Consider the following 25653-nt stretch of genomic DNA (forward strand, 5'->3'; position numbering starts at 1 on the left):
TCGTGGTCATCGTTGGATGTCTGTGCCGGTGAGCAGGTCGAGGTCGCGGCGCGACGGCAGGCCGGCCCAGTCGCCGGGTACCGAGACCGCGAACGCGCCGCAGGTCGCGGCCAATCGCAGGCTGTGCCGGACCGGACCGCCGTCGAGCACGCCGGCGAGGTAGCCGGCGACGAACGCGTCGCCCGCGCCCACCGGATCGACCATGGTCACCGGGATCACCGGTTGCCGGATCTGCCGGCCGCGGTGCACTGCGAGCGCACCCTCGGCGCCGAGTTTCAAGACGACCTGCGACGGCCCGAGCGCGGCCAGGGATTCGGCCATGGCCGCCGGGCTCGCGGTGGGCACCAGCAGCGCCGCCTCGTCGGTTCCGGCGAAGACGATGTCGGATCGCGACACCAGTTTCGCCAGCTCGGCGGCGGCCTCGGCGCGGGACCAGAGCGCGCTGCGATAGTTGATGTCCAGTGACACGAGGACACCGGCATCGATCGCCGCGTCCAATGCGGCGTGCACCGCGGCGCGCGCGGTCTGACCGAGCGCCGGGGTGATTCCGGTGAGATGCAGGACGCCCGCCGCGGCGATCTGTTCCTGGTCGACCTCGGCCACCGACAGTTTGGCGCCCGCGAGCCCGCGCCGGTAGTAGGTGACCCGGATCCGGTCAGCGGTCCGCCGTTCGCGCAGCATCAGGCCGCTCGGCAGCTCCGGATCAATCCGGCAGCGGGACACATCGACTCGCTCGGCCCGCAGCCGATCCAGCACCATCGTGCCGATCGCATCGTCTCCGACGCTGCCTACCCACGCGCTGTCGTGTCCCAGCCTGCTGACGCCGATGGCAACCGTCGCTTCGGCGCCCGCGAAATCCATCCGCATCGCCGCACCCGAAGCCAACGGCCCCGGGTCGATTGCCGCCACCACTCCGATGGCCTCGCCGAGCGTTACCAGCTTGCCCCTCATGACAATCCGTCCCGCACGACCGGCGCGCTGCCGGTCACGACCGCACCTCGCCGCCGGCCGCCCGCCGCTCGTTCATGACAACTCCTCGCGCAGTAATGCCACGCGTTCGCGGAGGGCGTCGAGGTCGCCGCCGGTGCAGGCGTCGCCGATGAGCGGGGAACCGATGCCGAGGGCGGTGGCGCCCGCGTCCATGTAGGCCTTGGCGTCCTGCAGGGCGACGCCCCCGGTGGGCACCAGGGGAATATCGGGCAGGGGCGCGCGGAGGGCGCGGAGGTAGTCGGGCCCGCCGACCGAGGCCGGGAAGACCTTGATCATGGTGCTGCCCGCCGACCAGGCGTGGTGAATCTCGGTAGGGGTGAACGCGCCTGAGATCACCGGGACGCCCAGCCGGAATCCCTGTTCGATGACGTCGTCGCTGACGATCGGGGTGATCAGGTAGGCGGCGCCGGCCTCGACCGCGCGGTTCGCGTCGTCGGCGGTGCGGACGGTGCCGACGCCGATCGGATGCGCGAGCCCCGCGCAGTCTCGCAGTGCGTCCAAGGCGCCGACGGTCGTGAGCGTGAATTCGACCGCCGTGATGCCGGATTCGTGCAGCACGGCGGTGACTTCGGCGAATCGGGACGCGTCCGGGGCACGCAGGATCGCGATGACCGGGGTGCTCCACCGCAAGAGATCATCGGACATCGCTGGGCACCAATCCCGTATCGGCGTAGGCGGTTCCGGGCAGGCCGACGGCACCGGGGACGCAGGTGAACAGTCGACCGGCATCGGGTTCCGCGGCGCCCCGGCCCTCCGCGGCGGTGGTGATCACCAGGACGCTCAGGTCCGGCCCGGCGAACACGCAGCTCGACACCTGCGACGGGCCGACCTCGATGATCACGCGCCGATGTCCGGTGGGGTCGAATCCGTGCACCTGTCCCGCGCCCCAGACCGCGACCCACACCCAGCCCTCGCCGTCGACGGTCAGGCCGTCGGGGTCGCCGCCGAAGAAGCGCGCGAAGGTCCGGCCGCCGCTGAAAGTGCCGGTGGCGATGTCGTAGTCGAAGGCGTCGACTCGTTTCGTCGGGCTGTCCGCGTAGTAGAGGACGGTGCCGTCCGGGCTCCAGTCGAGTCCGTTGGAGATGGTGACTCCCGCGCGGAGGGTGGTCAGCGCACCGTCTGCGTCGAGCCGGTAGAGGGCGGCGCTTCCCGTGACGCCGTCCTCGGACATGGTGCCCGCGAGCAGACGTCCGTGCGGGTCGGCCTTCGCGTCGTTCAGACGGCGCCGAATCCCGTCCGCCGGCATCGGTATCGCGGCGATCGGCGTGGCGGTACCGTCGTCGGCGATCCGATAGACGGTATCGCCCACCGTCGCGACCAGGCCGCCGGAGGCGCACGGCACCACCGCGCTGACCGGCGGCGCCAAGCTGATCGTCGATCGAAGGGTGAGGTCGGGTCCGTCCAGGGTCGCGCGATGGATGTGCCCGCCGCGGATGTCGACCCACACCAGCTCCTGGGTTCTGCTGTCCCACACCGGGCTTTCACACAGCACCCCGGGTGGCGGAGCGCACGGATGCGCACGCAAGGTGATCATGATTCGCTCCTGAGATAGGCGGTGCACCGGCCAGCGGACCGGCCGCGCACCTTCCGGTTTCCCACATACCGACTCGCCGCACCGAACCGCGTGCGGATATCGAACGGATTGTGGCGGTGTGGGTTTCACATCAGGTCGGCAACCCGACCGCGCGTTCGCCACTGCGCCGCTGCTGAATGACGACGGCGGCGACCAGCAATGATCCCTGCGCGACATTCTGCCAAAATGTATTGACGCCAACAACATTCAGCCCGTTGTCCAGTGCGCCGAGCAGGACCACGGCCAGCAGCGTGCCGCCGACGGTTCCTTTGCCGCCCTTGAGCGCACATCCGCCCAGCGCCGCCGCGGTGATCGCCTTCAGCTCCAGACCTTCGCTGCCGGAAACCGGCTGCCCGGATCCGGTGCGCGCGGTGAGGATGATGCCCGCGATCGCGGCCACCACACCGGCTAGCACGAACACCGCGATCAGGTACTTGTTGATGTTGATACCGGAAAGCCGGGCGGCGGTGTCGTTTCCGCCGATGGCATAGATATTGCGACCGATATCGGTGTACTTCAGCAGCACGTGCACGGCCAGGGCGACGATCGCGAGAATGATCACCGGAACCGGCAGCCCGATGATCTTGCCACGGGCCAGGAAGATGAACAGGTCGTTGTCCAGCACGAAGCCCTGCGCCTTGCCGCCCGAAATCAGTTGGGCCAGACCCTTGTACGCGGCCAGCGTGGCCAGCGTCGCGATCACGGGGTTCACCCGGCCGTACACGATGATCAGCCCGTTCACCAGGCCGAGCAGCACGCCGACGCCGACCGCGGCGAGAATGCCGAGGAAGGCGTTACCCGAGGTCGCGGTGAACGCCATCGCGCTGATCACCGAGGCCACGCCCGCTTGCGAGCCGACCGAGATATCGAGCGCTCCGCAGATGATCACCACGGTCTGCACGACAGCCAGCAGCCCGAATACCGTGACCGCGTCGCCGATTCCGGCCAGGTTCGCCGGATCGAGGTAGCCATCGTTGAGCGAGCCGAAGATCGCGACGATGACCACGAGCGCGCCGATCAGGCTGAGATTTCCCGGGCCGATCGCGTGCAGCAGTCGCCGCGGGGTGAGCGCGGCGGTGTAGCGGCTCAGCGTGGGGGCCGGTGTGGCGGTGGCCACCGGCGGCGGTTCGAGTTGTTGCTCAATCATTGGTTCCCTCGAGATGTGTTCGACGTGAGGTCTGCGGCCATGGCGAGCGCGAGAATGGCCTCCTCGCTGGCTGCGCTGCGGTCCAGTTCGCCGGTGACGCGCCCGTGCTGCATGACGACGATCCGGTCGGCCAGGCCGAGTACTTCGGGTAGTTCCGAGGAGATCACCAGCACCGCCACCCCGGCCTCGGCCAATTCCTCGATGATGCGGTAGATCTCGGCCTTCGCACCGACGTCCACGCCGCGGGTCGGCTCGTCCAGGATCAGCACCTTGGGTTTGCGCGCCAGCCAGCGGGCCAGCACCACCTTCTGCTGGTTGCCGCCGGAGAGCTTGCGCACCTCCTGTTCGATCGAGGGCGTGCGTACGCGCAGCGAGTCGACGTAGTGCTGGGCGAGCCGACGTTCCTCGCCCGCTTTGACGAAGCGCAGTCGGCGCAGGTGATCGAGCATGGCCAGTGAGATGTTGTCGCGCACACCGCGATGCAGCAGCAGGGCCTGAGCTTTGCGTTCCTCCGGCGCGTAGCCGATGCCGGCCCGCACCGCGTCCCGTGGTTGACGCAACCGCAGCTGCTTGCCGTCCACCCGCACCGCACCGGAGCGGATCGGATGATCACCGGCCAGCGCGCCCGCCAGCTCCGAACGGCCCGCGCCGACCAACCCGGCCAGCGCGACCACTTCGCCCGCACGTACCTGGAGGCTCACGTCCCGCACGTCGTCGGTGGTCACCGCGTCCACATCCAGGACGACCCGGCCCGGCGCGCTCGGCCCGCGGGCGAACAGCGTGGACAGGTCACGACCGACCATCATGCGGACGATCTCTTGATCGTCGGTCTCCGCGATCGCGCGCACCCCGACCAGCGCGCCGTCGCGCAGGACCGCGACCCGATCGGCGAGCTGGAAGATCTCCCGCATCCGATGCGACACGTAGATCACCGCCAGCCCGCGCTCCCGCAACCGGCCGATCAGCGCGAACAGCGATTCGGTTTCGTGGTCGGACAGCGAGGAGGTGGGCTCGTCGAAGGCGATCACCTTGGCGTCGGTGGTGAGCGCCCGCATGATCTCGACCAGCTGGCGTTGCGCGGCAGTCAGTTTCGATCCGACGGTGTCCGGGTCGAGGTCGCGATCGAAGCCGAGCCGGGCCAGGTCGGTGCGCATCCGCTCGCGCAGCGCCGCGCGGTCGAGCAGGCGACCCGCGCGGCGCGGCAGCGCGCCGAGGTAGACGTTCTCGGCGACCGAGACGTGCGGCACGATCTCCGGTTCCTGACCGATCACCCGGATCCCGGCCGCGCGGGCATCGGCCGGGGTGGCCGGCTCGAGCACGACGCCGTCGAGTTCGAGCCGGCCGGTATCCGGACGGTGATCGCCGCCGAGGATCCGGATCAGCGTGGATTTGCCTGCGCCGTTCTCACCCATGAGCGCGGTCACCGCGCCGGCCGGGAAGTCCAGGCTCACGTCGCGCAGGGCGGGCACCCCGGCGAAACTCTTGCTGAGGCCGGTGGCGCGCAGGCCGTTCAGCTGCATGGAACGCCTGCCTGCTGCCAGCTGCCGGAGTCGACCATCGTGGTCGGGGCGAAGGCCTCGGCGGGCATGGCCTTGCCGTTCTTCAGGTAGTCGTAGATCGTCTGCACCGCGAGGGCGCCGACATCCTTGCCGTTGATGAACAGCGCCGCCTTGAAGCCGGTCGGCTTGCCGCCACGCCATTCCTTACAGGCCAGGTAGGCGCCGAGGCCGACGCCGAGCACGTTGTCCGCGGCGTAACCGGAATTCTGGATGGCGGCGACGCCACCGCTGACGTTCTCGTCGTTGCAGCCCATGACGATCCAGTTCTTGACCGAGCGGTTGCCCGCGACCGTCGCGGAGATCTTGTTCTGCGCGTCCGAGGGGGTGTTGTCGGTGCCGACATCGATCACCTTGACGTCGACACCGGCCGCCGCGCGGAAGGCCTTCTTGTTCGCCTCGACCCGGTCGGTGCAGACCGTCACGTCCTGCTTCCACGCATCGACGATCGCGGTTTCCTCCGGCTTCCAGCCGGCCTTCTTGAAGTCCTCGCCCGCTCGGCGGCCGACCTCGGTGCCCATCTGCGTTCCGCTGAATCCGACGCGCGGCACCAGTTGGTCCTTGGCACACTTCGATGGATCGGGACCGGTCGTGCAGACCTGGTCATCCGAGGTCAGCAGCGCGACGCCGCCGGTCTTGGTGAGCTGGGCGACCTGCGGGCCGACCGACGGATCCGGCACCACGACGATCACGCCGCTGGCCTTCTGATTGATCGCGTTGTTGACCTCGGTGACCGCCTTGTTCGCGTCGTTGCCCAGGTTCACGACCTTCAGCTCGATACCGAGTTCCTTGGCCTTCGCCTTCGCGCCTTCGGCCTCACCGATGAAGTACTCCTGGTCGCCCTGTTTCTGCGCGTAGACCAGGCTGACCGCGCCCGTCTGATGCTGTGGACCGTTGGCGGCCGAGTCGGCCTCCTTGCCCGATGAGCAGGCGGTCGCGGCCAGGGCCAGCGACACCCCGCACAGAACGGCACTGGTCCAACGTCGTCGATGGGTCCAGGACATGGGCACTCCTCGGTGATCTGACGCCTACTCGCGTCGTGTAGTGATGCCGGTTACAGTAAGACTTCCGATAACTGTTGTAAATACTGTTGGCGGAAGTGGTTCGGTATGTTTGCGACCACCAGCGGACGAGGAGGTCCCGACCCGTGTATCAGCTGACCGCGCGCGACATCCGACGTCGCAACAGGTTCGGCGTGCTGCAGGCGGTGTACGCCGCCGTCGGCCATATCAGCAGGCAGGAGATCGCCAGGGCGACCGGGCTGTCGTTCGCCACGGTCGGCAACATGATCTCGGAACTGCTGGACGTAGGCGTGCTCGCCGAGCTCGGCTACGACGCGCCCGGCATCGGCCGCCCGCGCGCCCAGCTCGCGATCAATCCCGACCGCGGCAGGCTGGTCGGGGTCGATATCGCCGAAACCGCCATCCACTTCGACCTTTTCGACATGGCGATGACGGTGCAGCGCTCGGTCGAGATCCCCGTCGACCCGGCGGCCACCGAGCCGGGCGATGTCGTCGCGCTGATCACCCGCGGCATCGGCGAGCTGGCCGCAGGCGACGCGGACAAGGTGCTCGGCGTCGGGCTGAGCGTGCCGGGTCTCGTCGATCCCATCGGCGGCGTCTCGGTGTTCTCGCCGTACTGGCATTGGCACGACGTGCCCCTCGCGCAGCTGCTCGAGCAGCACCTCGCCTACCCGCTGTACCTGGACAATCCGCTCAAAGCCAGTACGGCAGCGCATCTTTGGTTCGGGGCGGGGCGGGATGTGGACGATCTGATCGTCGTCACGCTGCGCGCCGGCGTCGGTATCGGCGTGGTCGTCGAGGGGATGCTCTATCGGGGTGTCACCAACAGCGCCGGCGAGTGGGGACACACCAACCTGGTGCTCGACGGACGCGAATGCCGTTGCGGGCGAACGGGTTGCGTGGAGGCGTATGTCAGCGCGCCCGGCATCGTGCGCACCCTGCGCGAACTCGCGCCGTCCAGCCCGCTACTCGACGCCGACGACGCCGTCACCATCGCGGCCATCGCCAAGGCCGCCGACGCCGGTGACGCGGTAGCGCTGGAGGTCATCGACAAGACCGGCCACTACCTGGGCGTCACGATCGCCAACCTGGTGAACCTGTTCAACCCGCGAACCATCGTCTTCGGCGACCTGATCGCCGACCACCTCGGCGCCCGCCTCCTCGACGTCACCCGTCGGGTAGCCGCCCGCCACGCCATGACCGACCCCTTCGCCGCGGTAACCCTGCAACTCTCCACCCTCCCCCACAACCCCGCCAGCCTAGGCGCCGCCACCTTCGCCCTCGAAGGCTTCCTCGCCGACCGCGAAACCTTCGGCTCCATAGCCGCCCGCCGAGCCCAGCGCACCCCTACTCCGTGATTTCCTGGGCATCACCCGACCACAGCCCAAGCAGCGCGAGACCCATTGGGGCCGCTCGTGTCCCACAGTGTGATTGCGGGCGAGGTTCGATCCGCGAGCCAGCTCGGGCTTGGTTGACCGAAACTAGCGCCTCGACTGCGGCCACTGCTGTTGTGCGGTTGATGGGCGGGCGGCGGAGGGGTTCTGGCGGCGGCGGTCTGCTCGGCTCTGGGGGTCCATGGCTCGTGCTGCCGCGCCGAGTAGGAGTAGCACGATGAGGGTTGCGGTGCCGACGGTCGCCCACAGAAGCATTGTGTTTCCTCGAATTCTCGGTGCGCGGCTATGCGGTAGTGCCTGCAATCCGATAGTCAACTGGCACAGATGCTTTCATGAGCGGGCCGGGTTTGCGACTTGACAGTGCACGAATGGGAAACATCAGTAGTGTTGCGCAAGAGTGCTGTTGGTTTTCACAACACCGAACGGCGCTGGACCGCAGTGGGTTTACGCGTTGAGAATGCGTGCTTGTGACTCATCGTGGGCGGTGGTCGGTATCCGCTCGCCATTGGCTCGGCGTCATGCCGTAGGTCGCGCGGAAGCGCTGGGTGAAGTGGGCGGGGTCGCGGAAGCCGTACCGGTGGGCGACGGCGGCGATGGTGTGCCGCGCGAGATCAGGTCGAGCGAGTTGGGCGCGTGCTCTGTCGAGACGCTGGGCAATGATCCACTGTTCGAGCCGGATGCCTGCCTGGGCGCAGATCTTGTAGAGGTGGCGGATCGAAATGTAGTGTGCGCGAGCGATGGTGGCCGGCGTGAGGGTGGGGTCGGCAAGATGGCGGCGGATGTACGCACGGATTCGGGCGACCATGATGTCGGTGGGCACCGCTGTCGCGTCACCGTGATCGACGGCGGTGACGAGCAGGGCGCGGATGACCTCCAGACAGGATTGGCCGAGCGCATCGCCCGCGGCGGGCTCGTGGACCGTGGGGGCGATATCGATCAGCTCGGCGAGCTGGGTCACCAGCAGATGGTGTAACGGACTGGCGCGTAACCGATCAGCGGCATCGCGAACGATGTCCTCGGAAAGGTCGAGCAGTTCGTGCGGCATCTGCAGGCTCACACACTCGCCCCCGGCGTACTCGGCCTCGAACGGCCGGTTGAGTTCGAGGAGGAAGAGATCACCGTCGTCATAGTGGTACCGGGTGGCGCCGCGGGTGAACCGCGATCCGGTGCCACCGCGGGTGAAGTTGATCAGGAACTGCGTGGCAGGCGCCTGCCGGATCAGCCGCGGCGTGCGCACCACCTTGATCCCGCCCAGCGCGGACCGCAACAGCGTCGTGTCACCGAGCTGCCACTGCTCGAATCGGCAACGGATGTCGCGATCCGGACCGGCCAGCTCCAGGTGCATCGGTGCCGCCGTCTCGCGGATGGCGGCCGCGACCAGATCGGCTCGCTCGTGCGGCGCGACCGTCGCGGTGTCGAGAACTATCACCACGCCGTCCCCCCGTGCTCGCCGCCGATCAACGCCCGGGTCCGGCCGGACGCGACCGCGCTGAGCCGCCGCTCGGCAGCGTCGAGCAGCGACAACGACCGATTGAACGCCACGCGGACGAACGCGTCCCGGTGATCGTTGTCGTCCAGGTAGAAGTATCGCCCCGGCACAACCAGCACCCCCGCCTGCCGGAGTAAGCGCTCGGCGAGGGTTTCGCTGTCCGCGTCGGTGAACGAGGTGATGTCGGCCATCACATAGCAGCCACCATCCGGTGGGACGCAACGGAAGTCGAGCTGGTCGAACATCTCGATGGTCCGATCCCGTTGTGCGCGTAGATCGGTGCCGGGCCGGGGGAACTCGGGGTCGGCCGCCGCGCCCCGCGCTACCGCTTCCTGCAAGGGTGCGGCGGTACCGCCGCACACGGCGATGTGCACCTGACGGGCCGCCGTGGTCAGCGCCGCGGCGGCCCGGAGATACCCGATCCGCCAACCACAAACCGCATGGCTCTTCGAAAGACTGCCCGCGACAAAGCATCGGTCGCGCAGGGCCGGAATATCGGCCGCCGAGATGTGCCGGTGGCCGTCGAAGACGTAGCCGCTATAGATCTCGTCGGAGACGACGACCGCGTTCCAGTGCTGGCACAGCTCGGCGATCTCGGTCCACTCGGCGCGCGAAAGCATGTGCCCGGTCGGGTTGTTCGGGGTGGCTACGATGATCGCCCGGGTGCGCGGTCCGAACGCGGCGCGCAGCTCGGCCGGATCATGACGCCAGTGTGGTGGGGACAGCGAGATCGGCCGGGGGATGCCGCCGGCGAGCGCGATGGCGCTGAGGAAGTTGTCATAGACGGGCTCGAAGAGGACCACCTCGTCGCCCGGCTCGACGACGGTGAGCACGGCCGTGTGCAATGCCTCGGTAGCGCCGACGGTGATGGTGATTTCGGTATCCGGATCCGCCGCGGGCCGGAAGGTGTCGGCGAGTTGCTTGCGCAGCAGCGGATTCCCGAAGGGGTTCGCGTATTGGTTGTGCTGTCCGCCGCGTAGCACCGCGGCGGCGGCCTCGATCAAGGCCGATGGGGTGGCCGGTGTCTCGGGCACGCCGAGGGCGAGGTCGATCGCCTGGCTGTCGTGTGCCTCGCTCAGCAACCGGAACAGTTGACCGGAGGCCAATCTCGCGACTTTCGACGCGATCTGCGGACGCGGGAAGGATGTCATGTGGTCATCTCCTTCGGTCACAACTGTGCGCGGATCGCCGCGCCGACGTCCCTCGTCGACAGCGGCCCGCCGAGGTCGGGGGTGACGTGCCCGGCGGAAATCACCTTCTCGACCCCGGTGCGAACCGCGCGGGCGGCGTCGCGGTGGCCGAGGTGGTCGACCAGCAGCGCGGCGGTGAGGATCGCGCCGATCGGATTCGCGATCGCCCGTCCCGCGATATCGGGCGCCGAACCGTGCACCGGTTCGAACAGGCCGAACCCGTTGCCGCCGTTGATATTCGCCGATCCGACCGCACCGAGGCCGCCGGCCAGCTCGGCGGTGAGGTCGCTCAGGATGTCACCGTAGGAGTTGTTCGTGACGATGACATCGAACGCGGTCGGATCATGGACCAGGTGCATGACCGCCGCGTCGACGTACAGGTGCCGGGCGGGCACGTCGGGATACTTGTCACACGCCTCGGCCCAGCAGCGCTGCCACAACGCGCCGCCGTTGCGGACCGCGTTCGACTTGTCCACCAGGCACACCGAGCGCCGTGCGCTGGTGAACGCGAAGTCGAGGATGCGCGCGACACCGTGATAGGTGCTGATCTCGGCATCGATCCCGACCTCGTTGCTCGTCGCCCGATGCAGTCTGCCGCCGATACCCGCGTAGAGCCCCTCCGTGTTCTCCCGGACCACCCGGCAGTCGATCGACCGCCGCGTCTCGTCGCGCAGCGGGCTCAGCCGATCGTGGCAGAGCACGGCGGGCCGATAGTTCACGTAGAGGTCCAGGTCGAAACGCAGGCGCAGCAGCACGCCGCGGGCATAGGCCATATCGGCCCTGGCGTCGCCGACCGCGCCGAGCAGGACCGCATCGCTGGCGGAAATGCGATCGAAATCGCTGTCCGACAACGCGATTCCGGTGCGCAGATAATTGTCGGCATTGACGTGCCCGAGAATGTCGAACTCGAGCCCGAGCGCCAGCTCGTCCAGGGTCCGCACCGCCTCCTCGATGACCTCGGGGCCGATGCCGTCGCCGGGAATCACCGTGATCGTGCTCATGACCCGGCTCCCCCGACCAGGCTGGGCACGCTCGGGCGGATGCTGGGCAGCCAGTGGGCACGGGTCCGTTCGTAGCTCCTGATCGAGGCGTCACGTTCGAGCGTCACCGCGATCTCGTCCATTCCGCCGAGCAGCAACTCCCGGGCCCGCGCGTCGACCGCGAACGGATACCGCACCCCACCCGCCCCGATCTCGCACCGACGGAGATTGACCGTGACCGGCAGGCCGGGGTCGCGTTCGATCGCGTCGGCCAGCCAATCGACCGCCGGTTCGGGCAACTCGACGGCCAGTAGTCCGTTCTTGAACGCGTTGCGGTGGAAGATATCTCCGAAACTGGTGGCGACGACGGCGACGAATCCCCAATCCCGCAACGCCCACACCGCGTGTTCCCTGGAGCTACCGGTGCCGAAGTTGTGTTGCGCGACCAGGACGCTGGCGCCCGTATTCGCCGGGTGGTTGAGCACGAAATCCGGATCCGTCCGCCAGCCGGCGAACAACGCGTCCGCGTACCCGCTCTTGGTCAGCCGCTTGCAATACTCTGCCGGGATGATCTGGTCGGTATCGACGTTGCTGCGCCGCAACACCACCGCCCGGCCCGTGTGCTCGGTGACCGCCTTCATGACTCCTCCAGAGTGTTCGGGCCGGTGAGTCGTCCGGTGACCGCGGTGGCGGCGGCAACGGCGGGAGACACCAGATGCGTACGCGCACGGGCGCCCTGGCGACCCTCGTAATTGCGATTCGATGTGGACGCACAGCGTTCGGTGCCGGTCAGCCGGTCCTCGTTCAGCCCAAGGCACATCGAACAGCCGGACAGCCGCCACTCGGCCCCGGCGGCGCGGAAGACGGTGTCCAGCCCCTCCTGCTCGGCCTGCCGCCGCACCGCCAGCGAGCCGGGAACCACCAGCATCCGCACCGACGGGGAGATGGTGCGGCCACGCAGAATCGCTGCCGCGGAACGCAGATCCTCGATGCGGCTGTTAGTACAGGACCCGAGGAAGACGGTGTCGATGTCGATCGACCGCATCGGCGTACCGGGGATCAGATCCATATAGTCCAGGCTGCGCTGAGCGGCTGCGCGCGCCGCCGGATCCGCGAACCCGGCCGGATCCGGCACCACACCGGAGATCGGCACGGCCTGCCCGGGATTGGTGCCCCAGGTGACGAACGGGGTCAGGCCGGAGACGTCGATGGTGACGGTGCGGTCGAACACCGCGCCCGGATCGGTGGGCAGCGTCCGCCACTGCGCGACGGCGTCGGCCCAGGCGGCTTTGCCGGGCGCCGCGGGCAACCCGTCGAGATAGGCCAGGGTGGTGTCGTCGGGTGCGATCAGCCCCGCTCGTGCGCCGGCCTCGACGCTCATGTTGCACATGGTCATCCGCGACTCCATCGACAGCGCTTCGACGGGTCGGCCGCGGAATTCGATGATGTGACCGTGCGCGCCGTTGGCTCCGATGTGGGCGATGAGCGCCAAAATCATGTCCTTAGCGGTGACATCGGCGGGCAACTCGCCGACGAATTCCGCGGCCATGGTGCGCGGTCGCGCCAGTGGCAGGGTCTGGGTGGCGAGCACGTGCTCGACATCGGAGGTGCCGACGCCGAAGGCGAGCGCACCGAAGGCGCCGTGGGTCGAGGTGTGGCTGTCACCGCAGATGACCGACATGCCGGGCTGGACGAATCCGCGTTCGGGCGCCACGACGTGGACGATGCCCTGACGGGTGTCGCCGAGCCGGAACAACTCGATGCCGTGCTCGGCGCAGTTGCGCCGCAGGGTTTCCACCTGCCCCCGGCCCAGCGCGTCGGTCAGCAACAGCGAGCGGGTCGGGACGTTGTGGTCCTCGATGGCCAGGGTGAGGTCGGGGCGGCGAACCCGGCGATCGGCCTGGCGCAGGCCGTCGAACGCCTGGGGCGAACTGGCCTCGTGCACCAGGTGCAGATCGATGTAGAGCAGGTCGGTGTGCTCGTCGACCGGTTGGATCACATGGTTGTCCCAGACCTTGTCGATCAGGGTGCGCGCGCCGCTCACGGAACCCCCGCCTTCCCGGTCGCGGCGTGCTGTCGCACGATCAGCTCCCGCACGCCCTGGAGGTCGATGCACTCGCCGTTGACCCGATTGGCGACGTAGTCCTGATACAGCCGCTCGACCACGCCCTCATCCACGGGAAGACCGATCTCGTCGTAGACGTAGCGCAGCACCGCCCGACCCGAGCCCCGGCCGACCAGCAGCGATCGGGTCCGGCCGAATCGCGCGGCCTCGATGTACTCGTAGGTGATCGGTTCCCGCAGCATGCCGGCCTGATGAATGCCGGCCTGGGTCGCGAAGGCGTTGACGCCGAAGATCGCCTTGTTCCGCGGCGCGGTCAGTCCGATCGCCCGGCTGAGTAGCTGGAAGGCGTGGTAGAGGCCCTCGGTCTTCGCGCTGGTTCGGGCGCCGATCTCGTGGCCCTTGTAGGTGAGCACGGCGATCAGTTCTTCGAGCGCGGTATTGCCCGCTCGTTCGCCGATCCCGGCCAGGGTGGTCTGCACTTCGTCGGCCCCGGCCTGGATGCCGGCCAGCGCGTTGGCCAGCGACAGGCCGAGGTCCTCGTGGCAGTGCGTTCCGATCGCGATATCCGGGCCGACCCAGGAACGGATCTTGGCGATCAGCGCGCCGTACTCGTTCGGGGTCATACACCCCGTGGTGTCGCCGACCGCGACGAGATTCGCGCCCGCGGCCAGCGATTCCTCGATCAGTTCCCGCAGCAGCGCGTCCGAACCACGGGTCGCGTCCTCGATACCCAGCGTCAGATTCTCCGCGCCCAGCGCGGCGGCGTAGCGCATCGTGTCGACGACCTCGCGCACCGCCTCGGCCTTGTCGATGCCGCGCTTGTACTTCAGGTGGGTCTCGCTGCCGGTGGCCAGGATCTGGAGGTGGTGGTTCGCGGTTCCGCCCGCCTCGATCGCCAGCCGCACATCCTCGTGCACGGCCCGGCTCAGCGTCGCGATCCGCGCGGTGGTCAACTCCTTGGCCAGCAGCGCCGTGGCCTCGTATTCACTCGGTGACGAGGCCGGGAAACCCGCCTCGATCACGTCGACACCGATCTCCTCCAGCGCCAGGGCCAGCTCGAGTTTCTGTCGCGGCGACAAGGCGTTCCCGGGGGCCTGCTCACCGTCTCGTAACGTGGTGTCGAACAGCGATATTCGCCGGAGTGACGAATTGTCGCAGCTGGTCATGATTCGTTTCTCCAATCCTGATCGGTGGGGATGTTTCGGTGCGCCGTCAGCGCGGAACGAGATCGTCGGCCCTGGCCAGGGTTTCGGCGGCGCGTAAGCCGGAGGCGACGGCACTGCACGCGTGCTCGCCCACCGGCTGCACGTGGTTGCCGACGTAGCAGATGTCCCGGATCGGGTCGTAGCCGTCGGGCTTCTCGAATCCCGGCGGGATGATCACCGGCGTCGCGTAGCTCGGAACACCGTGCAGCGCGGTGAATTCGCGGGGCGAGACGAGCCTGCGGTAGCGAATCCGGGCGGTGAAACCGGGGATCATGGATTCGATCCGGGCGAGCACGTAAAGCTCGATGCGGCTGCGCTGTTGCGCGTCGAACTCATCGACACCGCGCGGGAACAGCAGGTACGCGTTGAACGTCCGCTGGTCCCGCTGCGCGGAACCGGCAGGGCCGCAGGGAAACACGGTGAACGGAATGTCGTCCGGCAGCTCACCGGCGTCGAGGCGATTCAGGATTTCCGGGATTCCGGTGGGCACGTGCGCGACCGTGTGCACGCCCGCCGGGAAGGGCGCGCCGCCGTCGGTGGCGAGGTGCAGGGTTCCGAACGCCAGGCCCGGTACCACTCCCGGCGGGTACCGGTCGGCCGGGGCCTGACTGGACACCACCTGCCGCGCGCGCCGGACTCCGGTCGCCGTGCTGACGATCTTGCCCTCGGGGGCGGCCACGACGTCGAGAACCCTGCTGCCCAGCTCGATTTCGCCGCCGAGTTCGGTGAAGCGTGCCGTCATGGCATCGACGAGGGCTTGCGGTCCGCCGACCGGGGTGACCATCCGGTCGTAGCCGTATCCCGGCTTTCTCGCGAACAGTGCGGCGAACTTGTCGCCGCGGAACCGGCCCGGAGGCGTGCCGAACGCCCAGCACCAGATGCCGATCAGGTCCGCGACGGCAGGGCCCTTCACCGCGGCGAGGATGTCGTCGACGAAAACGGTTTCCGGGGAGGCGATTCCGCTGCGCAGCGCCCGGAGAAAGCGGGCGAGGTCGGGCAGCTCGCGTAGTAGCGGCCACACCGTCGCGGGGCCGATCGGAAGCCGGTAGGTCCGCCGCGCGGTGCACAGGAGCGAACGCGGTCTGGTGAATTCGATCTGCACACCCAGCCGAGCCATCGCGTCGACGATGAAATGCCCGAAGTCGTTGCAGGCGATGGTGAACGAGTAACCGTCGATGATCCGACTGCCGCACAATCCGCCGGCGCGATCGGCCCGCTCGATGATCGTGACCTGACGGCCCGCCGCCTGCAAGGCCGTGGCCGCGGTTAAGCCGGCCAGGCCGGCTCCGATGACGATGACGTCGTACTCGGGTGCCATGTCACCCTCCTCGGGTGTTGTCCGAAAGTCGATCAGGGGCGCAGGCCGGTAAGCACGAGGGCGTGCGGGATCTGGGTGTAGGCCGCCCAGAACTCGGGACCCAGCTCGGCGATCCCGGCGGTCGAGGGCCTGGGGTGCGTCCACGTGATGTCCGCGAAACCGGCTGCGCGCAGGGCGGTCTCGTGCGCCTGGCGCGACCAGCGGCGCAGGTGCACCGCCAGCGGCGGATCGAACAGTTCCGAGACCAGGGTCACCGGCTCACCCTCCTGGCCGGTGTGCGCGCAGCGCAGGGCGAACCCGTACGGTGCGTACCAGTCGGGATCGCGGGCGAAATCCGGGTTCACGGCGAAGGTGACGAAGCGCCCGCCCGGCCGCAGCGCCGCGGCGGCGCCACGGCACATCGCCGCCAGATGCTCCAGTGAAGTGGCATAGGGCAGGACGTAGACCGCGGTGACGATATCGACCGGGCCGAGCCGGGCCGCATCGGCGAGATCACCGAGAACATAGGCTATGCCGTCGGTTTCGGCGCGCTCGAGCTGTTCGGCGACAGCGAGCATGCCCTCGGAGGGGTCCAGGCCTATCACTTTTCCCGCTCCCGCCCTGGCCAGGGTGCGGGCATAGAACCCGCTCCCGCACCCCGCGTCGAGAACCGACAGCCCCTCGATGTCGCCGAGCACGGACAAGAAGCTGGGCGCTTCCAGATATTTTCGTAACGGAAGCTGTTCCGATTGTGCGTAGGTCGCACCGTATGCGGCGAATCGATCGCCGATCGCTGGGTTGTTCATGGCTCCTCATGGTTCTGGTGGATAACGTTCGCCAGCAGCGGTTTTCACCTGTCGCGCAGACCTCCCGTCGCCCGGATCAGCTCGGCCGCCTGGGCCAGGCTGAGCCCGCCCACCCGCAGGCCCGACGGGGTGCGAATGTGCAGCATCGACGGGCTGCCGGAAACTTCTGCGGCCGAATCGGTTTCGACTCCGCGCAACGCCTGCTCGATCGCTTCCGCCACGCCGGCGGCATGCGGCCCGTCGATGAGCGTGAAATGATTCCCGGACACGGTGCACACTGTTGTCCGGCCCGAGAACAATTGGCGCCATGCGTTTTCGGGATGCGGGTCGAATATCCGGTTGGTCTCGGCGGCGCGCAGGTACAGCAGGTCGGCGGGTATCGCGACCGGCTGGTGTTCGCGGATCGCGGAATTGGTCGCGACGATCACGGCTCGGATATTCGGGTCGGTGTCCATCGCCGTGGTGAACGCGGCCCAGGCCTCCGGTGCGGTGTCACGGAAGCTGTCGAAGGCCGCGCGCACGTCCTCGGCGGTGCGCAGGTTGTATCGGTGCGCGTCGGCGAACGTCGTGGTGTCGATGAGGACCACCACGGGGACAGGTTGTCCCGCGTCGAGCAGTTGCCTGGCCATCTCGTGCGCGAGCACGCCACCGGACGAGTGACCGCCCAGCACGATCGGCCCGCCCCGGTGCGTGTCGAGCAACGCCCGCACGTTGCGGTCGGCGGCGTCGCCGATCGTCGACGGAACCGGTTCGCCGGGTTCGATCCCGTAGGCGCGGAAGGCGTGCACGGGCCGGCGCGCGTCCAGGTGGTCGACCAAGTCCCGGTAGGAGTACACGGTGCCGCCGATGGCTTGAACGAGGTAGAGGGGCACCCGGTCCGGCTCGCCCGATCTGAGGGTGATCAGGACCGGTGAGTGCGCCGCCGCTGTCCGTGCCGGTGCCGGCGCGGGCCGCAGATGATCGAGCAGCGCACCGAAGGTCCGGTACTGGAGGAAGGCATGGGCCGAAATCTGCACGCCCAGTGCCTCTTTGATCCGGCTGCGGAACACAACGGCCAGTTGGGAGTCGCCGCCCGAGTGGAGGAAGTCGTCCGTGGCGCCGACCTCGGCGACGCCGATCAGTTCACACCACAGCCGACGCAGCACCTGTTCGATTCGATCGGAACCGGGCTCGGTCGCGCTGAGCGGCTCCGGGTGGGCCGCCGGTGTCGCCGGTTCGTCATCCACCGGGAAGGGGTAGGCCGGGAGCGGGACGCGCCTGCGACGTTCCCCGTGCCCGGCGGCACCCCAGTCGAGGTCGACGCCGCGTTCCCACAGCCGGGCGAGAAGTTCTGCGACCGTGTCGGTTTCGCATCGATCGGGCAGCAGGGTCGGCAGGACCGGGCGGTCCGCACCGCAGCGTGGATGCACCTCGGTGAGTTGCAGCAGGGCCCGCCCCGGCCCGATCTGCACGGCGATCGCATCCGGGTCGGCGAGCACGGTGTTCAGCCCCTCGGCGAATCGAATGGTCTGACGCAGATGCCGAACCCAATAGCGCGGGTCGAACGGTTCGCCGACGGGCTGCATGGCCCCGGTCAATCCGGACACCAGGGGAATGGTCGGCGACCCATGGGGACGGCGTGCGCATTCCCGGGCGAACTCGTCGGCGATGAGATCGGTGGCGGCGGAGTGGGCGCCCATGTCGATCGGCACCGGCTTGACCTGGACGCCGTCGCGGCGCAGTCGCCGCAGGAACTGTTCGAGTGTGTCCACCGGCCCGGAGACGGCACAGTGCCGGACGCTGTTCACCGCGGCGATGGCGAGTCCGGCATCGAGCATCGGCCCGACCTCGTCCTCGGCCAGCGGAACCGAGACCACCGCGGTCGGCGGGAGTTTGTCGCACAGCAATCCGCGCGCCGCGACCAGACCGACCACATCGGGCATGGACAGGACGCCCGCGACGTGCGCCGCGGCGTACTCCCCCAGGCTGTGGCCGATCAGGGCGGTCGGGGTGATGCCATAGGACCTGAGCAGTGCCGCGACCGCGAGTTCGGTGGTGAGTATCGCGGCGAAGTTGAGCGAAGGGCGGCGCAGCACTGTGGCGGTGTCGTCACCCTTTTCCGCATGAAGAAGCAACTCGCCGATGTCACAGCCCAATTCGGTTCGGAAAAGGGCGCGGCATTCGTCGAAGGTCGCCCGGTAGACCGGCTCTTCGGCATACAGGGTCCGGCCCATGCCGGGAAACTGCGAGCCGCCGCCGGGAAACAGGAAGACCAGCTTTCGCGGTGTGCCCGGGTCGGCGACGACGTGGCCGGGGCTGCCGGTGTCCGACAGTCCCTCGATCGCCTGCGCAACGCTTCGGCACGACACGGCGCGGCGATGAGCGAAGTGATGCCTGCCGCGTTGCAGGGTGAACGCGACATCGGCCAACGACAGATCGGAACTGTTCCGCAGGTGATCGGCGAGTCTCGTCGCAGCACGCTGGAGCGTCGCGGCGTCTCTGGCCGACACCGTGAGCACCTGTGCCCGTTCGGTTTCCGGCAATCGCCCGGGTGCCGGGGCCTGCTCCACCACAACGTGCGCGTTCGTGCCGCCCAGGCCGATGGCGGTGACCCCGGCGCGTCGTGGGAGGCCATCGGTGGGGGGCCACGCGACCGTCCGGGCGTTGACGTAGAAGCGCGTTCGGTCCAGCTCCAGCCTCGGGTTCGGCTGCCGGAAATGCACGACGCCTGGAATCCGGCCGTGCCGGACGGCCAGCACGGTGGCGATCAGCCCGATCACCCCGGCCGCCGAATCCGTATGCCCGATATTGGCTTTCACCGAGCCGAGCGCGCAGCGGCGCGCTGTGTCACCGGATCGGCCAAGCACCCGGTCGAGTGCGCGCACCTCGACGACGTCGCCGAGGGCCGTGGCGGTGCCGTGCGCCTGGATGTAGGTGACCGTCCCGGGATCGACACCCGCGAACCGGTAGGCGGCGTCGAGCATTTCGGCCTGGCCGTCGACACTGGGCGCGGTGAAGCCGAGCTTGCGATCACCGTCGTTGTTGGTGGCAGACCCCCGGATGACGGCGTGGATGGTGTCGCCGTCGGCGACCGCGTCGGCAAGGCGTTTCAGCACGACCAGGCCCGCACCGCCGGTGGAGATCGTTCCCCCGGCATCGGCGTCGAACGGCCTGCATCGTCCGTCCGGGGACAGCACCCCGCCGTCTTGATGGAGGTAGCCGGTCTCACCGTCCGGTCGCAGGCTCACGCCGCCAGCCAGCGCCGTCGCGCACTGCCGGGTGATCAGGCTTTCGCAGGCCAGATGCACCGCGACCAACGACGTGGAGCAGGCGGTGTTCACCGTGAGGGCCGGTCCGCGCAGACCGAGCTTGTAGGCGGTGTGCGCGCTCAAGAATTGCAGCGGATTGCCGAGCCCGACCCGTTGCAGCGCAGCCGGATTCGTGGTCTGCCGCCAGTCGTTGGCGCGGAGCCAGTCGTAGGGCAGGCCCGCGCCCGCGAAGACACCGGTCGGGCCGTCCAGCGCGCGCGGATCGTATCCGGCGTGCTCCACGGCCTCCCACGCCGTCTGGAGGAACAGCCGCTGCTGGGCGTCGAGTTGCCGCGCGTCCGCCGCCGTATAGCCGAAGAAGCCGGCGTCGAACGTGCCCGCCCCCGGCGGCACGCCGGTCGAGGCGACGAAACCGTTCCGGCTTGCCGAGCCGTGCACGATGCCCTCCGTGCCATCGGTCAGCAACGACCACAGCTGATCGAGGCCGGCCGCCCCGGGCGCCCGGACCGCCATGCCGACAATCGCGATCGAGTGCTCCGTGGGCCCGCGCTCGCCCCGGGAACTTCGTTCCGGCAGGCGTTCTGGCGCGCAGTGGTCGGCAAAGCGCCGAATGGTCGGATAGTCGAACAGGGTCGCGACGTCCACCTCGGTGTCCAGCGCCTCGGTCAACCGCTGCTGCAACTGGACCAGCAGCAGCGATGTCCCGCCGGCCTCGAAGAACGGTTCGTCGAGACCGATCGAATCCCGGCCGAGCACCGCACACCAGATGCGCTGGATCTCCGCCTGCGTCCCGGTCCGGTCGTCTCCCGGCGGGGGCGCGCTCGATTGCTCCGGTTTCGGCAGCGCGGCGCGGTCGATCTTGCCGTTCAGGGTGCGCGGGAGTTCGGCGACCGTCACGTAGGCGGTAGGAATCATGCTGTCCGGCAGCGTCTTTCGAAGGTGTTCGCGCAATTCCGCGGGCGCGGGGGCATCGGCGGCGGTGCAGACGAGGTAGGCCGCGAGATAGCGGATGCCGGGGCGGTCTTCCCGAACCGTGACCGCGCAGGCGTGGACGGCCGCGTGCGTGCCGAGCGCCGACTCGACTTCGCCGAGTTCGATTCGGACGCCGTTGAGTTTGACCTGATCGTCGACTCGGCCGAGGTAGGTCAGATCACCGTCGGCGTGCCTGCGGACCAGGTCGCCGGTTCGGTATAACCGTTCGCCGGGTAGCCCGGACGGATCGGCGACGAACCGCCCCGCCGTCGCGGCGGGCCGGTTGACATATCCGCGCGCTAGCCCCGGCCCGCCCAGGTACAGCTCACCGACCCCGTCGGCCGGTACCGGTCGAAGCGCGTCGTCCAGGACGTGGCAGCGCACGCCGGGTATCGGCCGGCCGATCGGCGGCGGCACCGAGCCGTCGAGCGGCCGGCTCACCGTGGCGCAGACCGTGGCTTCGGTGGGACCGTACCCGTTGAGCAGGACCCGGCCCGCGGACCAGGACGCGGCCAAGGTCTGCGGCACCGCCTCCGCCCCGACGGCGAGCACTTCGACCGACGGCAGGGAACCCACGGGCAGCGCCGACAGCGCGGTGGGCGCCATCATCATATGGGTAACCCGTTGTCGCGCACACAATTCCACCAGGGGCGCACCGAGTCGCAGTTGGCCGGTCGGGGCCAGCACAAGCACGCCACCGCACAGCAACGACACGCACAGCTCCATGATCCCGATATCGAAGCCCGGCGAGGACAACTGCAATACCCGGCTCGAACCGCCCGCCCGGAATCGCCCGCGCGAGACCCGAACCAGGCCGGCCAGGCCACCATGGGTGAGGACGACGCCCTTGGGTGTGCCGGTGGACCCGGAGGTGTAGAGCACATACGCAGGCTGATCCAGCGCGATGGCGCCGTGCCGCTCGTCGGCGGCCAGATCGTGGCCAGGCCACCGGTCGGTGTGGAGGTCGTCCTGGTCGAGCACGATCTGTTCCGCGACGGACTCCGCAGCGACCCACTTGCCGCTGTCGGCGGCGCGGCGAATGACCAGTGCCGGTCGAACATCGTTGAGCACGAACCTGATTCGATCCAGCGGGGCGTCCAGATCGATCGGCAGGAATGCCGCCCCCGATTTCGCCACCGCCAAGATCGCGGTGATCAGCATCCGGCCGCGCGGCAGCAGCAGCGCCACCACTCGTTCCGGGCCGGCGCCGCGGGCGACGATCATCCGAGCGATCCGGTTGGCCTGCTGGTTCAGGTCCGCGTAGGACACCTCCTCGCCTGCCGACAGACTCAGTGCGACGCCGGCGGGATGCTGCGCCACCTGCTCTTCGAAAAGCGTTGCGATAGTGGCCGGTTCGATCGAGCGGACCGGACGTGCGGCCGCCGAGCGAAGCGCGGCGCGGTCGAGTTTGCCGTGCGGGGTCAGCGGCAGGCGTTCCAGCCGGATCAGCCGATCGGGCACCATGTGCCGGGGCAGGGTGGCGGTCAGGTGCGCACGCAGATCCTCGGCATCGGCATTCCCAGCGGTCGCGAAGTAGCCGATCAGATGCCGGTCCAGTGGCGTCGCACCATCCACGACCACCGCCGACTGCACCACCGCGGGATGGAGATTCATCGCGTGCTCGACCTCGCCGGATTCGATGCGATGGCCGCGCACCTTGAGCTGCGCGTCCGCCCTGCCGAGATATTCCAGGACCCCGTCCGCGTGCGCCCGGACCAGATCGCCCGTCCGGTAGGCCCGCTCGCCCGGCGGACCGAAAGGACTTGCCACATAACGGGTTGCGGTGAATCCGGGGCGACGCAGGTACCCGCGGGTGATCCGGATTCCCGCAACGTACAGCTCACCGACCGCACCGTCGGCCACCGGCCGCAACCGCTCATCGAGCACGCATGCCCCGACGCCGTCCATCGGACGCCCGATCGGCACCGTATCCGCCAGTCGATCCGACGGTCGCAAGGCATGGCTGGTGACCATGCAGGACGCCTCGGTGGGGCCGTATCCATCGACGAACACGATCTCGGGACAGGCGGCGAAAACCTGCCGCACCGACTCCGGCGGCACCGCTTCGCCACCGCTCCACACCTGTTGAACGGCGCGCAGACAGCCGGGGTCCTCGGCGGCGATCAGCTGGAACACCGCGGCCGTGAGCCACACGGCCGAGACCTGCTCGCGCGCGATCGAGCTCGCCAGGATCGCGGTGTCCGGCCGGCCCGGCGGCAGCAGTACCGTCTGCCCGCCGTGCAGCAGGGGCACCCACAGCTCGTAGTTGGCCACATCGAAGCCGAACGGGGTGTGCATCAGCATCCGGCGATGCGCGGCCGTGGCGAAGCGGCTGTCCAGGGCGAACGCGGCGGCGCCCGCATGCGGGATCATCACCCCCTTCGGCCGTCCGGTCGAGCCGGAGGTGTACAGCACGCACGCCAGATTCGCCGGAGCACAGCGGTGGGCGGCGTCGGTCGGATTGTCATCGGGCTGACGCGCGCACTGTTCGACGGTGTCGGCGGTCAAGGCGAATACCGGCACCGGCAACGGATCCGACAGCTGAGCGATACCGTCGGCGCCGGCGATGACCAGCACCGGCCGCGCGTCATCGATGATCTGGGTCAGCCGGTCGGCCGGGTAGTCGAGATCCAGCGGCAGATAGGCGCCACCCGCCTTGAGCACCGCGAGCGTGGCCGCGATGCGCTGCGCCGAACGCGGCAGCGCGATGCCGACCAGGGTCTCGAGGCCGACTCCGGCGGCGGTGAGCAGTCTCGCCAATTGGTTTGCCCGACGGTTGAGTTGCCGGTAGGTCAGCACGCCGTCGTCTGCTTTGACCACGATGGCCTCGGGGTGCGCGTCGACCTGCCGCTCGAACAACCGGGCAAGGGACGCCCCGGCTGGTTTCGGCAGCGCCGGCGCATCGCCGTGCCCGGTGGCCCGAGCCAGCACGTCGCGCAGTTGGTCCAGCAGCTCCCGCACGGTCTCCGGATCGAAGCGATCGGAACTGTATTCGACCGAGCAGGTCAGGCCATTCGGTTCGCCGGCCGGGCCATGCTGCTCCCAGAACTCGAAGTAGAGATCGAACTTCGCCCAGCCGGTCGACGGGACCGACACCTCTGCGGACACACCGGCCAGCTCGACGACAGGCCAGGGCATGCTCTGCACCACCAATCCCGTTTGGAACAGCGGATTCCGGCCGAGCGCCCGTGGCTGGCCGACGGCTTCGACGACGCGCTCGAACGGGACATCGTGGTTGTCGAACGCCGCAAGCGCTACGGACCGGACCCGGGCGAGCAATTCCGGGAAGTCCGGCTGCCCGGAGGTGTCGACGCGAAGCGTCACCGGGTTGACGAAGTAGCCGACGACATCATCGAAACGATGGTCGAGCCGCCCGGCGGTGGCGGTGCCCAGCGGTATGTCGGTCCCGGCGCCGCGTTGCGCAAAGACCTCGGCCAGGGCGGCCGCCAAAATCATGAACAATGTCGCCCGATGCGTTTGCGCCGCTTTCGATAATCTCGTGTGCAGCTCCGCCGGCCACGCGTCGTGCACGACGCCGGCGCGGCCGAGCGGGGCGTTCGGCCGCGGCCGGTCGGCCAGGCCGGGCAGTTCCGTCGGCAGGTCCGCCAATGTGTCGGTCCAGAATCGGATTTGCTCGGCGGCGGTGTCGCTGTTCTCGTCGGCGCGGTCGTACGTATGACGTTGCCACACTGCGTAATCCGCGTATTCGATGGATAGCGGAGCCGAATTCGGGCTACGGCCGCCCACCCGTGCGGCATAAGCGTCGGCCAGATCGCGGCAGAACGGCCCGACCGACCAGCCGTCGAAGGAAATGTGATGCACCACGACCAGCAGGGTCGATTCCGTCGCGCCGGTGCGAAACAACGTCGCGCGCACCGGAATTTGCGTGCGCAGATCGAACGGCCGTGCCGATTCCGCCGCCACGACGGCCCGGCACTGCTCCGGTGAGACCGATCGCACCTCGAACGGGACACGAAATTCGTCCGCGGGAACGACGACCTGGCAGGGCCTTGCACCGATGACGGGATATACGGTTCGCAGGCTCTTGTGCCGCATGACGCAATCGCCGACTGCGGCTTCCAACGCCTTTTCGTCGAGTGCCGCGTGTACTCGAATGGTCAGCGGGACATGGTAAGCCGACGACGCCGGATCCTGGCGGCCGAGGTACCACAGTGCCGACTGTCCCGAGCTCAGCGGCAGCGGGTCTGGGCGCGGAATCGGTGTGAAGGCTTGTGCGGACCGGACATTCCTGTCGTCGACAGTGGACGTCAGCGATTGCGCAAGCCGAGCCAGGCTGGCAGCGTCGTAAACCGCGCGGGCCGACACGGCAATCCCCAATTCACGCCGTATTTCGTAGGCGAATCGGCAGATGTCCAGCGAATTCGCTCCGGATGCGAGCAGGTCACTGTCGACATCCGATTCCGATTGATCGATTATTCCGTTCCATAACTCAGCGAGCCGAGCACAAAGGTCGACCATGCCGCCTCCGCAATTCACCGCGATAGCTCCGATAGCGACGCTTTATCCGACGCGTCCGGCCGCTTACCTGGATCACCGACACGATGCACAGGAGCCGCCGGCCGCGGGGTATCTGAAATGCTGACAATGTGTGTGCCGCAAGAACATCCGGCTCCATGCCCGGGTAGAGCCGGCGGGTATCGATAGGAACAATCATTACACGTACTATTTGCGCTAGCCAAGAGCGAGTATGGTTGCTGC

General features: G+C 68.5%; 16 protein-coding genes. 1 reads left to right on the forward strand and 15 read right to left on the reverse strand.

What is annotated here, in order from left to right; all coding sequences use genetic code 11:
* Positions 1-6: 6 nt before the first annotated feature.
* The 6 genes from ACFQ9K_RS09080 to ACFQ9K_RS09105 all read right to left on the reverse strand — a co-directional run bounded on the left by ACFQ9K_RS09080 (position 7) and on the right by ACFQ9K_RS09105 (position 6270).
* Positions 7-951, reverse strand: a complete 945-nt coding sequence (locus ACFQ9K_RS09080; RefSeq protein WP_378717585.1) for a sugar kinase — start codon at positions 949-951, stop codon at positions 7-9.
* Between the two features lie 72 nt (positions 952-1023).
* Complete coding sequence (locus tag ACFQ9K_RS09085; RefSeq protein ID WP_378717583.1) at positions 1024-1635, reverse strand: bifunctional 4-hydroxy-2-oxoglutarate aldolase/2-dehydro-3-deoxy-phosphogluconate aldolase; 612 nt, start codon at positions 1633-1635, stop codon at positions 1024-1026.
* A complete protein-coding gene (locus tag ACFQ9K_RS09090) occupies positions 1625-2524 on the reverse strand; it encodes an SMP-30/gluconolactonase/LRE family protein (RefSeq protein WP_378717582.1) in 900 nt (299 codons plus the stop codon). The genes ACFQ9K_RS09085 and ACFQ9K_RS09090 overlap by 11 nt, the downstream gene beginning before the upstream one ends.
* A gap of 130 nt (positions 2525-2654) precedes the next feature.
* The gene (locus ACFQ9K_RS09095) at positions 2655-3710 is read right to left on the reverse strand and encodes an ABC transporter permease (RefSeq protein ID WP_378717580.1); all 1056 of its coding nucleotides are present in this window, start codon (positions 3708-3710) and stop codon (positions 2655-2657) included.
* Entirely contained in the window at positions 3707-5230 is a 1524-nt protein-coding gene (locus tag ACFQ9K_RS09100) for a sugar ABC transporter ATP-binding protein (RefSeq protein ID WP_378983011.1), read from the reverse strand. Before ACFQ9K_RS09100 ends, ACFQ9K_RS09095 begins: the two co-directional genes overlap by 4 nt.
* Positions 5221-6270 (reverse strand): substrate-binding domain-containing protein, encoded by a 1050-nt coding sequence (locus tag ACFQ9K_RS09105; protein WP_378718204.1) that lies wholly within the window; start codon positions 6268-6270, stop codon positions 5221-5223. The genes ACFQ9K_RS09100 and ACFQ9K_RS09105 overlap by 10 nt, the downstream gene beginning before the upstream one ends.
* A gap of 143 nt (positions 6271-6413) precedes the next feature.
* Here ACFQ9K_RS09105 and ACFQ9K_RS09110 point away from each other — a divergent pair, with 143 nt between their 5' ends.
* The gene (locus ACFQ9K_RS09110; RefSeq protein WP_378718203.1) at positions 6414-7646 is read left to right on the forward strand and encodes an ROK family protein; all 1233 of its coding nucleotides are present in this window, start codon (positions 6414-6416) and stop codon (positions 7644-7646) included.
* Between the two features lie 508 nt (positions 7647-8154).
* Here the strand turns inward: ACFQ9K_RS09110 and ACFQ9K_RS09115 are convergent.
* The 9 genes from ACFQ9K_RS09115 to ACFQ9K_RS09155 are packed head-to-tail and all read right to left on the reverse strand — an operon-like array spanning position 8155 to position 25413.
* Positions 8155-9114 (reverse strand): helix-turn-helix domain-containing protein, encoded by a 960-nt coding sequence (locus ACFQ9K_RS09115; protein WP_378718201.1) that lies wholly within the window; start codon positions 9112-9114, stop codon positions 8155-8157.
* Positions 9108-10322, reverse strand: a complete 1215-nt coding sequence (locus ACFQ9K_RS09120; RefSeq protein WP_378718200.1) for a pyridoxal phosphate-dependent aminotransferase — start codon at positions 10320-10322, stop codon at positions 9108-9110. The genes ACFQ9K_RS09115 and ACFQ9K_RS09120 overlap by 7 nt, the downstream gene beginning before the upstream one ends.
* Before the next feature lie 17 nt (positions 10323-10339).
* Positions 10340-11362: an isocitrate/isopropylmalate dehydrogenase family protein gene (locus tag ACFQ9K_RS09125; protein ID WP_378718199.1), complete on the reverse strand. Its 1023-nt coding sequence runs from the start codon at positions 11360-11362 to the stop codon at positions 10340-10342.
* Positions 11359-11982, reverse strand: coding sequence for a 3-isopropylmalate dehydratase small subunit (gene leuD, locus ACFQ9K_RS09130; protein ID WP_378718198.1), 624 nt, complete (start codon positions 11980-11982; stop codon positions 11359-11361). The genes ACFQ9K_RS09125 and leuD overlap by 4 nt, the downstream gene beginning before the upstream one ends.
* Positions 11979-13385, reverse strand: a complete 1407-nt coding sequence (gene leuC, locus ACFQ9K_RS09135) for a 3-isopropylmalate dehydratase large subunit (protein WP_378718197.1) — start codon at positions 13383-13385, stop codon at positions 11979-11981. Before leuC ends, leuD begins: the two co-directional genes overlap by 4 nt.
* Positions 13382-14572 carry a LeuA family protein gene (locus ACFQ9K_RS09140; protein ID WP_378718195.1) on the reverse strand — a complete coding sequence of 397 codons (1191 nt, stop codon included), beginning with the start codon at positions 14570-14572 and terminating at the stop codon, positions 13382-13384. The genes leuC and ACFQ9K_RS09140 overlap by 4 nt, the downstream gene beginning before the upstream one ends.
* Positions 14573-14618: 46 nt before the next feature.
* Complete coding sequence (locus ACFQ9K_RS09145; protein WP_378718194.1) at positions 14619-15929, reverse strand: phytoene desaturase family protein; 1311 nt, start codon at positions 15927-15929, stop codon at positions 14619-14621.
* Between the two features lie 32 nt (positions 15930-15961).
* Positions 15962-16714 carry a class I SAM-dependent methyltransferase gene (locus tag ACFQ9K_RS09150; protein ID WP_378718192.1) on the reverse strand — a complete coding sequence of 251 codons (753 nt, stop codon included), beginning with the start codon at positions 16712-16714 and terminating at the stop codon, positions 15962-15964.
* 44 nt (positions 16715-16758) lie between these two features.
* On the reverse strand, positions 16759-25413 hold the full coding sequence (locus ACFQ9K_RS09155) for an amino acid adenylation domain-containing protein (RefSeq protein ID WP_378718191.1): 8655 nt from the start codon (positions 25411-25413) through the stop codon (positions 16759-16761).
* Between the last annotated feature and the right edge of the window lie 240 nt (positions 25414-25653).

The organism is Nocardia sp. NPDC056564 (genome assembly GCF_042793755.1).
Classification (GTDB): Bacteria; Actinomycetota; Actinomycetes; order Mycobacteriales; family Mycobacteriaceae; genus Nocardia.

What these genes read in the sequence shown, in the direction of transcription:
- ACFQ9K_RS09080 (WP_378717585.1), bottom strand. Translation starts at nt 951, where the DNA reads ATGAGGGGCAAGCTGGTAACGCTCGGCGAGGCCATCGGAGTGGTGGCG.
- ACFQ9K_RS09085 (WP_378717583.1), bottom strand. Translation starts at nt 1,635, where the DNA reads ATGTCCGATGATCTCTTGCGGTGGAGCACCCCGGTCATCGCGATCCTG.
- ACFQ9K_RS09090 (WP_378717582.1), bottom strand. Translation starts at nt 2,524, where the DNA reads ATGATCACCTTGCGTGCGCATCCGTGCGCTCCGCCACCCGGGGTGCTG.
- ACFQ9K_RS09095 (WP_378717580.1), bottom strand. Translation starts at nt 3,710, where the DNA reads ATGATTGAGCAACAACTCGAACCGCCGCCGGTGGCCACCGCCACACCG.
- ACFQ9K_RS09100 (WP_378983011.1), bottom strand. Translation starts at nt 5,230, where the DNA reads ATGCAGCTGAACGGCCTGCGCGCCACCGGCCTCAGCAAGAGTTTCGCC.
- ACFQ9K_RS09105 (WP_378718204.1), bottom strand. Translation starts at nt 6,270, where the DNA reads ATGTCCTGGACCCATCGACGACGTTGGACCAGTGCCGTTCTGTGCGGG.
- ACFQ9K_RS09120 (WP_378718200.1), bottom strand. Translation starts at nt 10,322, where the DNA reads ATGACATCCTTCCCGCGTCCGCAGATCGCGTCGAAAGTCGCGAGATTG.
- ACFQ9K_RS09125 (WP_378718199.1), bottom strand. Translation starts at nt 11,362, where the DNA reads ATGAGCACGATCACGGTGATTCCCGGCGACGGCATCGGCCCCGAGGTC.
- leuD (WP_378718198.1), bottom strand. Translation starts at nt 11,982, where the DNA reads ATGAAGGCGGTCACCGAGCACACGGGCCGGGCGGTGGTGTTGCGGCGC.
- ACFQ9K_RS09140 (WP_378718195.1), bottom strand. Translation starts at nt 14,572, where the DNA reads ATGACCAGCTGCGACAATTCGTCACTCCGGCGAATATCGCTGTTCGAC.
- ACFQ9K_RS09145 (WP_378718194.1), bottom strand. Translation starts at nt 15,929, where the DNA reads ATGGCACCCGAGTACGACGTCATCGTCATCGGAGCCGGCCTGGCCGGC.
- ACFQ9K_RS09150 (WP_378718192.1), bottom strand. Translation starts at nt 16,714, where the DNA reads ATGAACAACCCAGCGATCGGCGATCGATTCGCCGCATACGGTGCGACC.
- ACFQ9K_RS09155 (WP_378718191.1), bottom strand. Translation starts at nt 25,413, where the DNA reads ATGGTCGACCTTTGTGCTCGGCTCGCTGAGTTATGGAACGGAATAATC.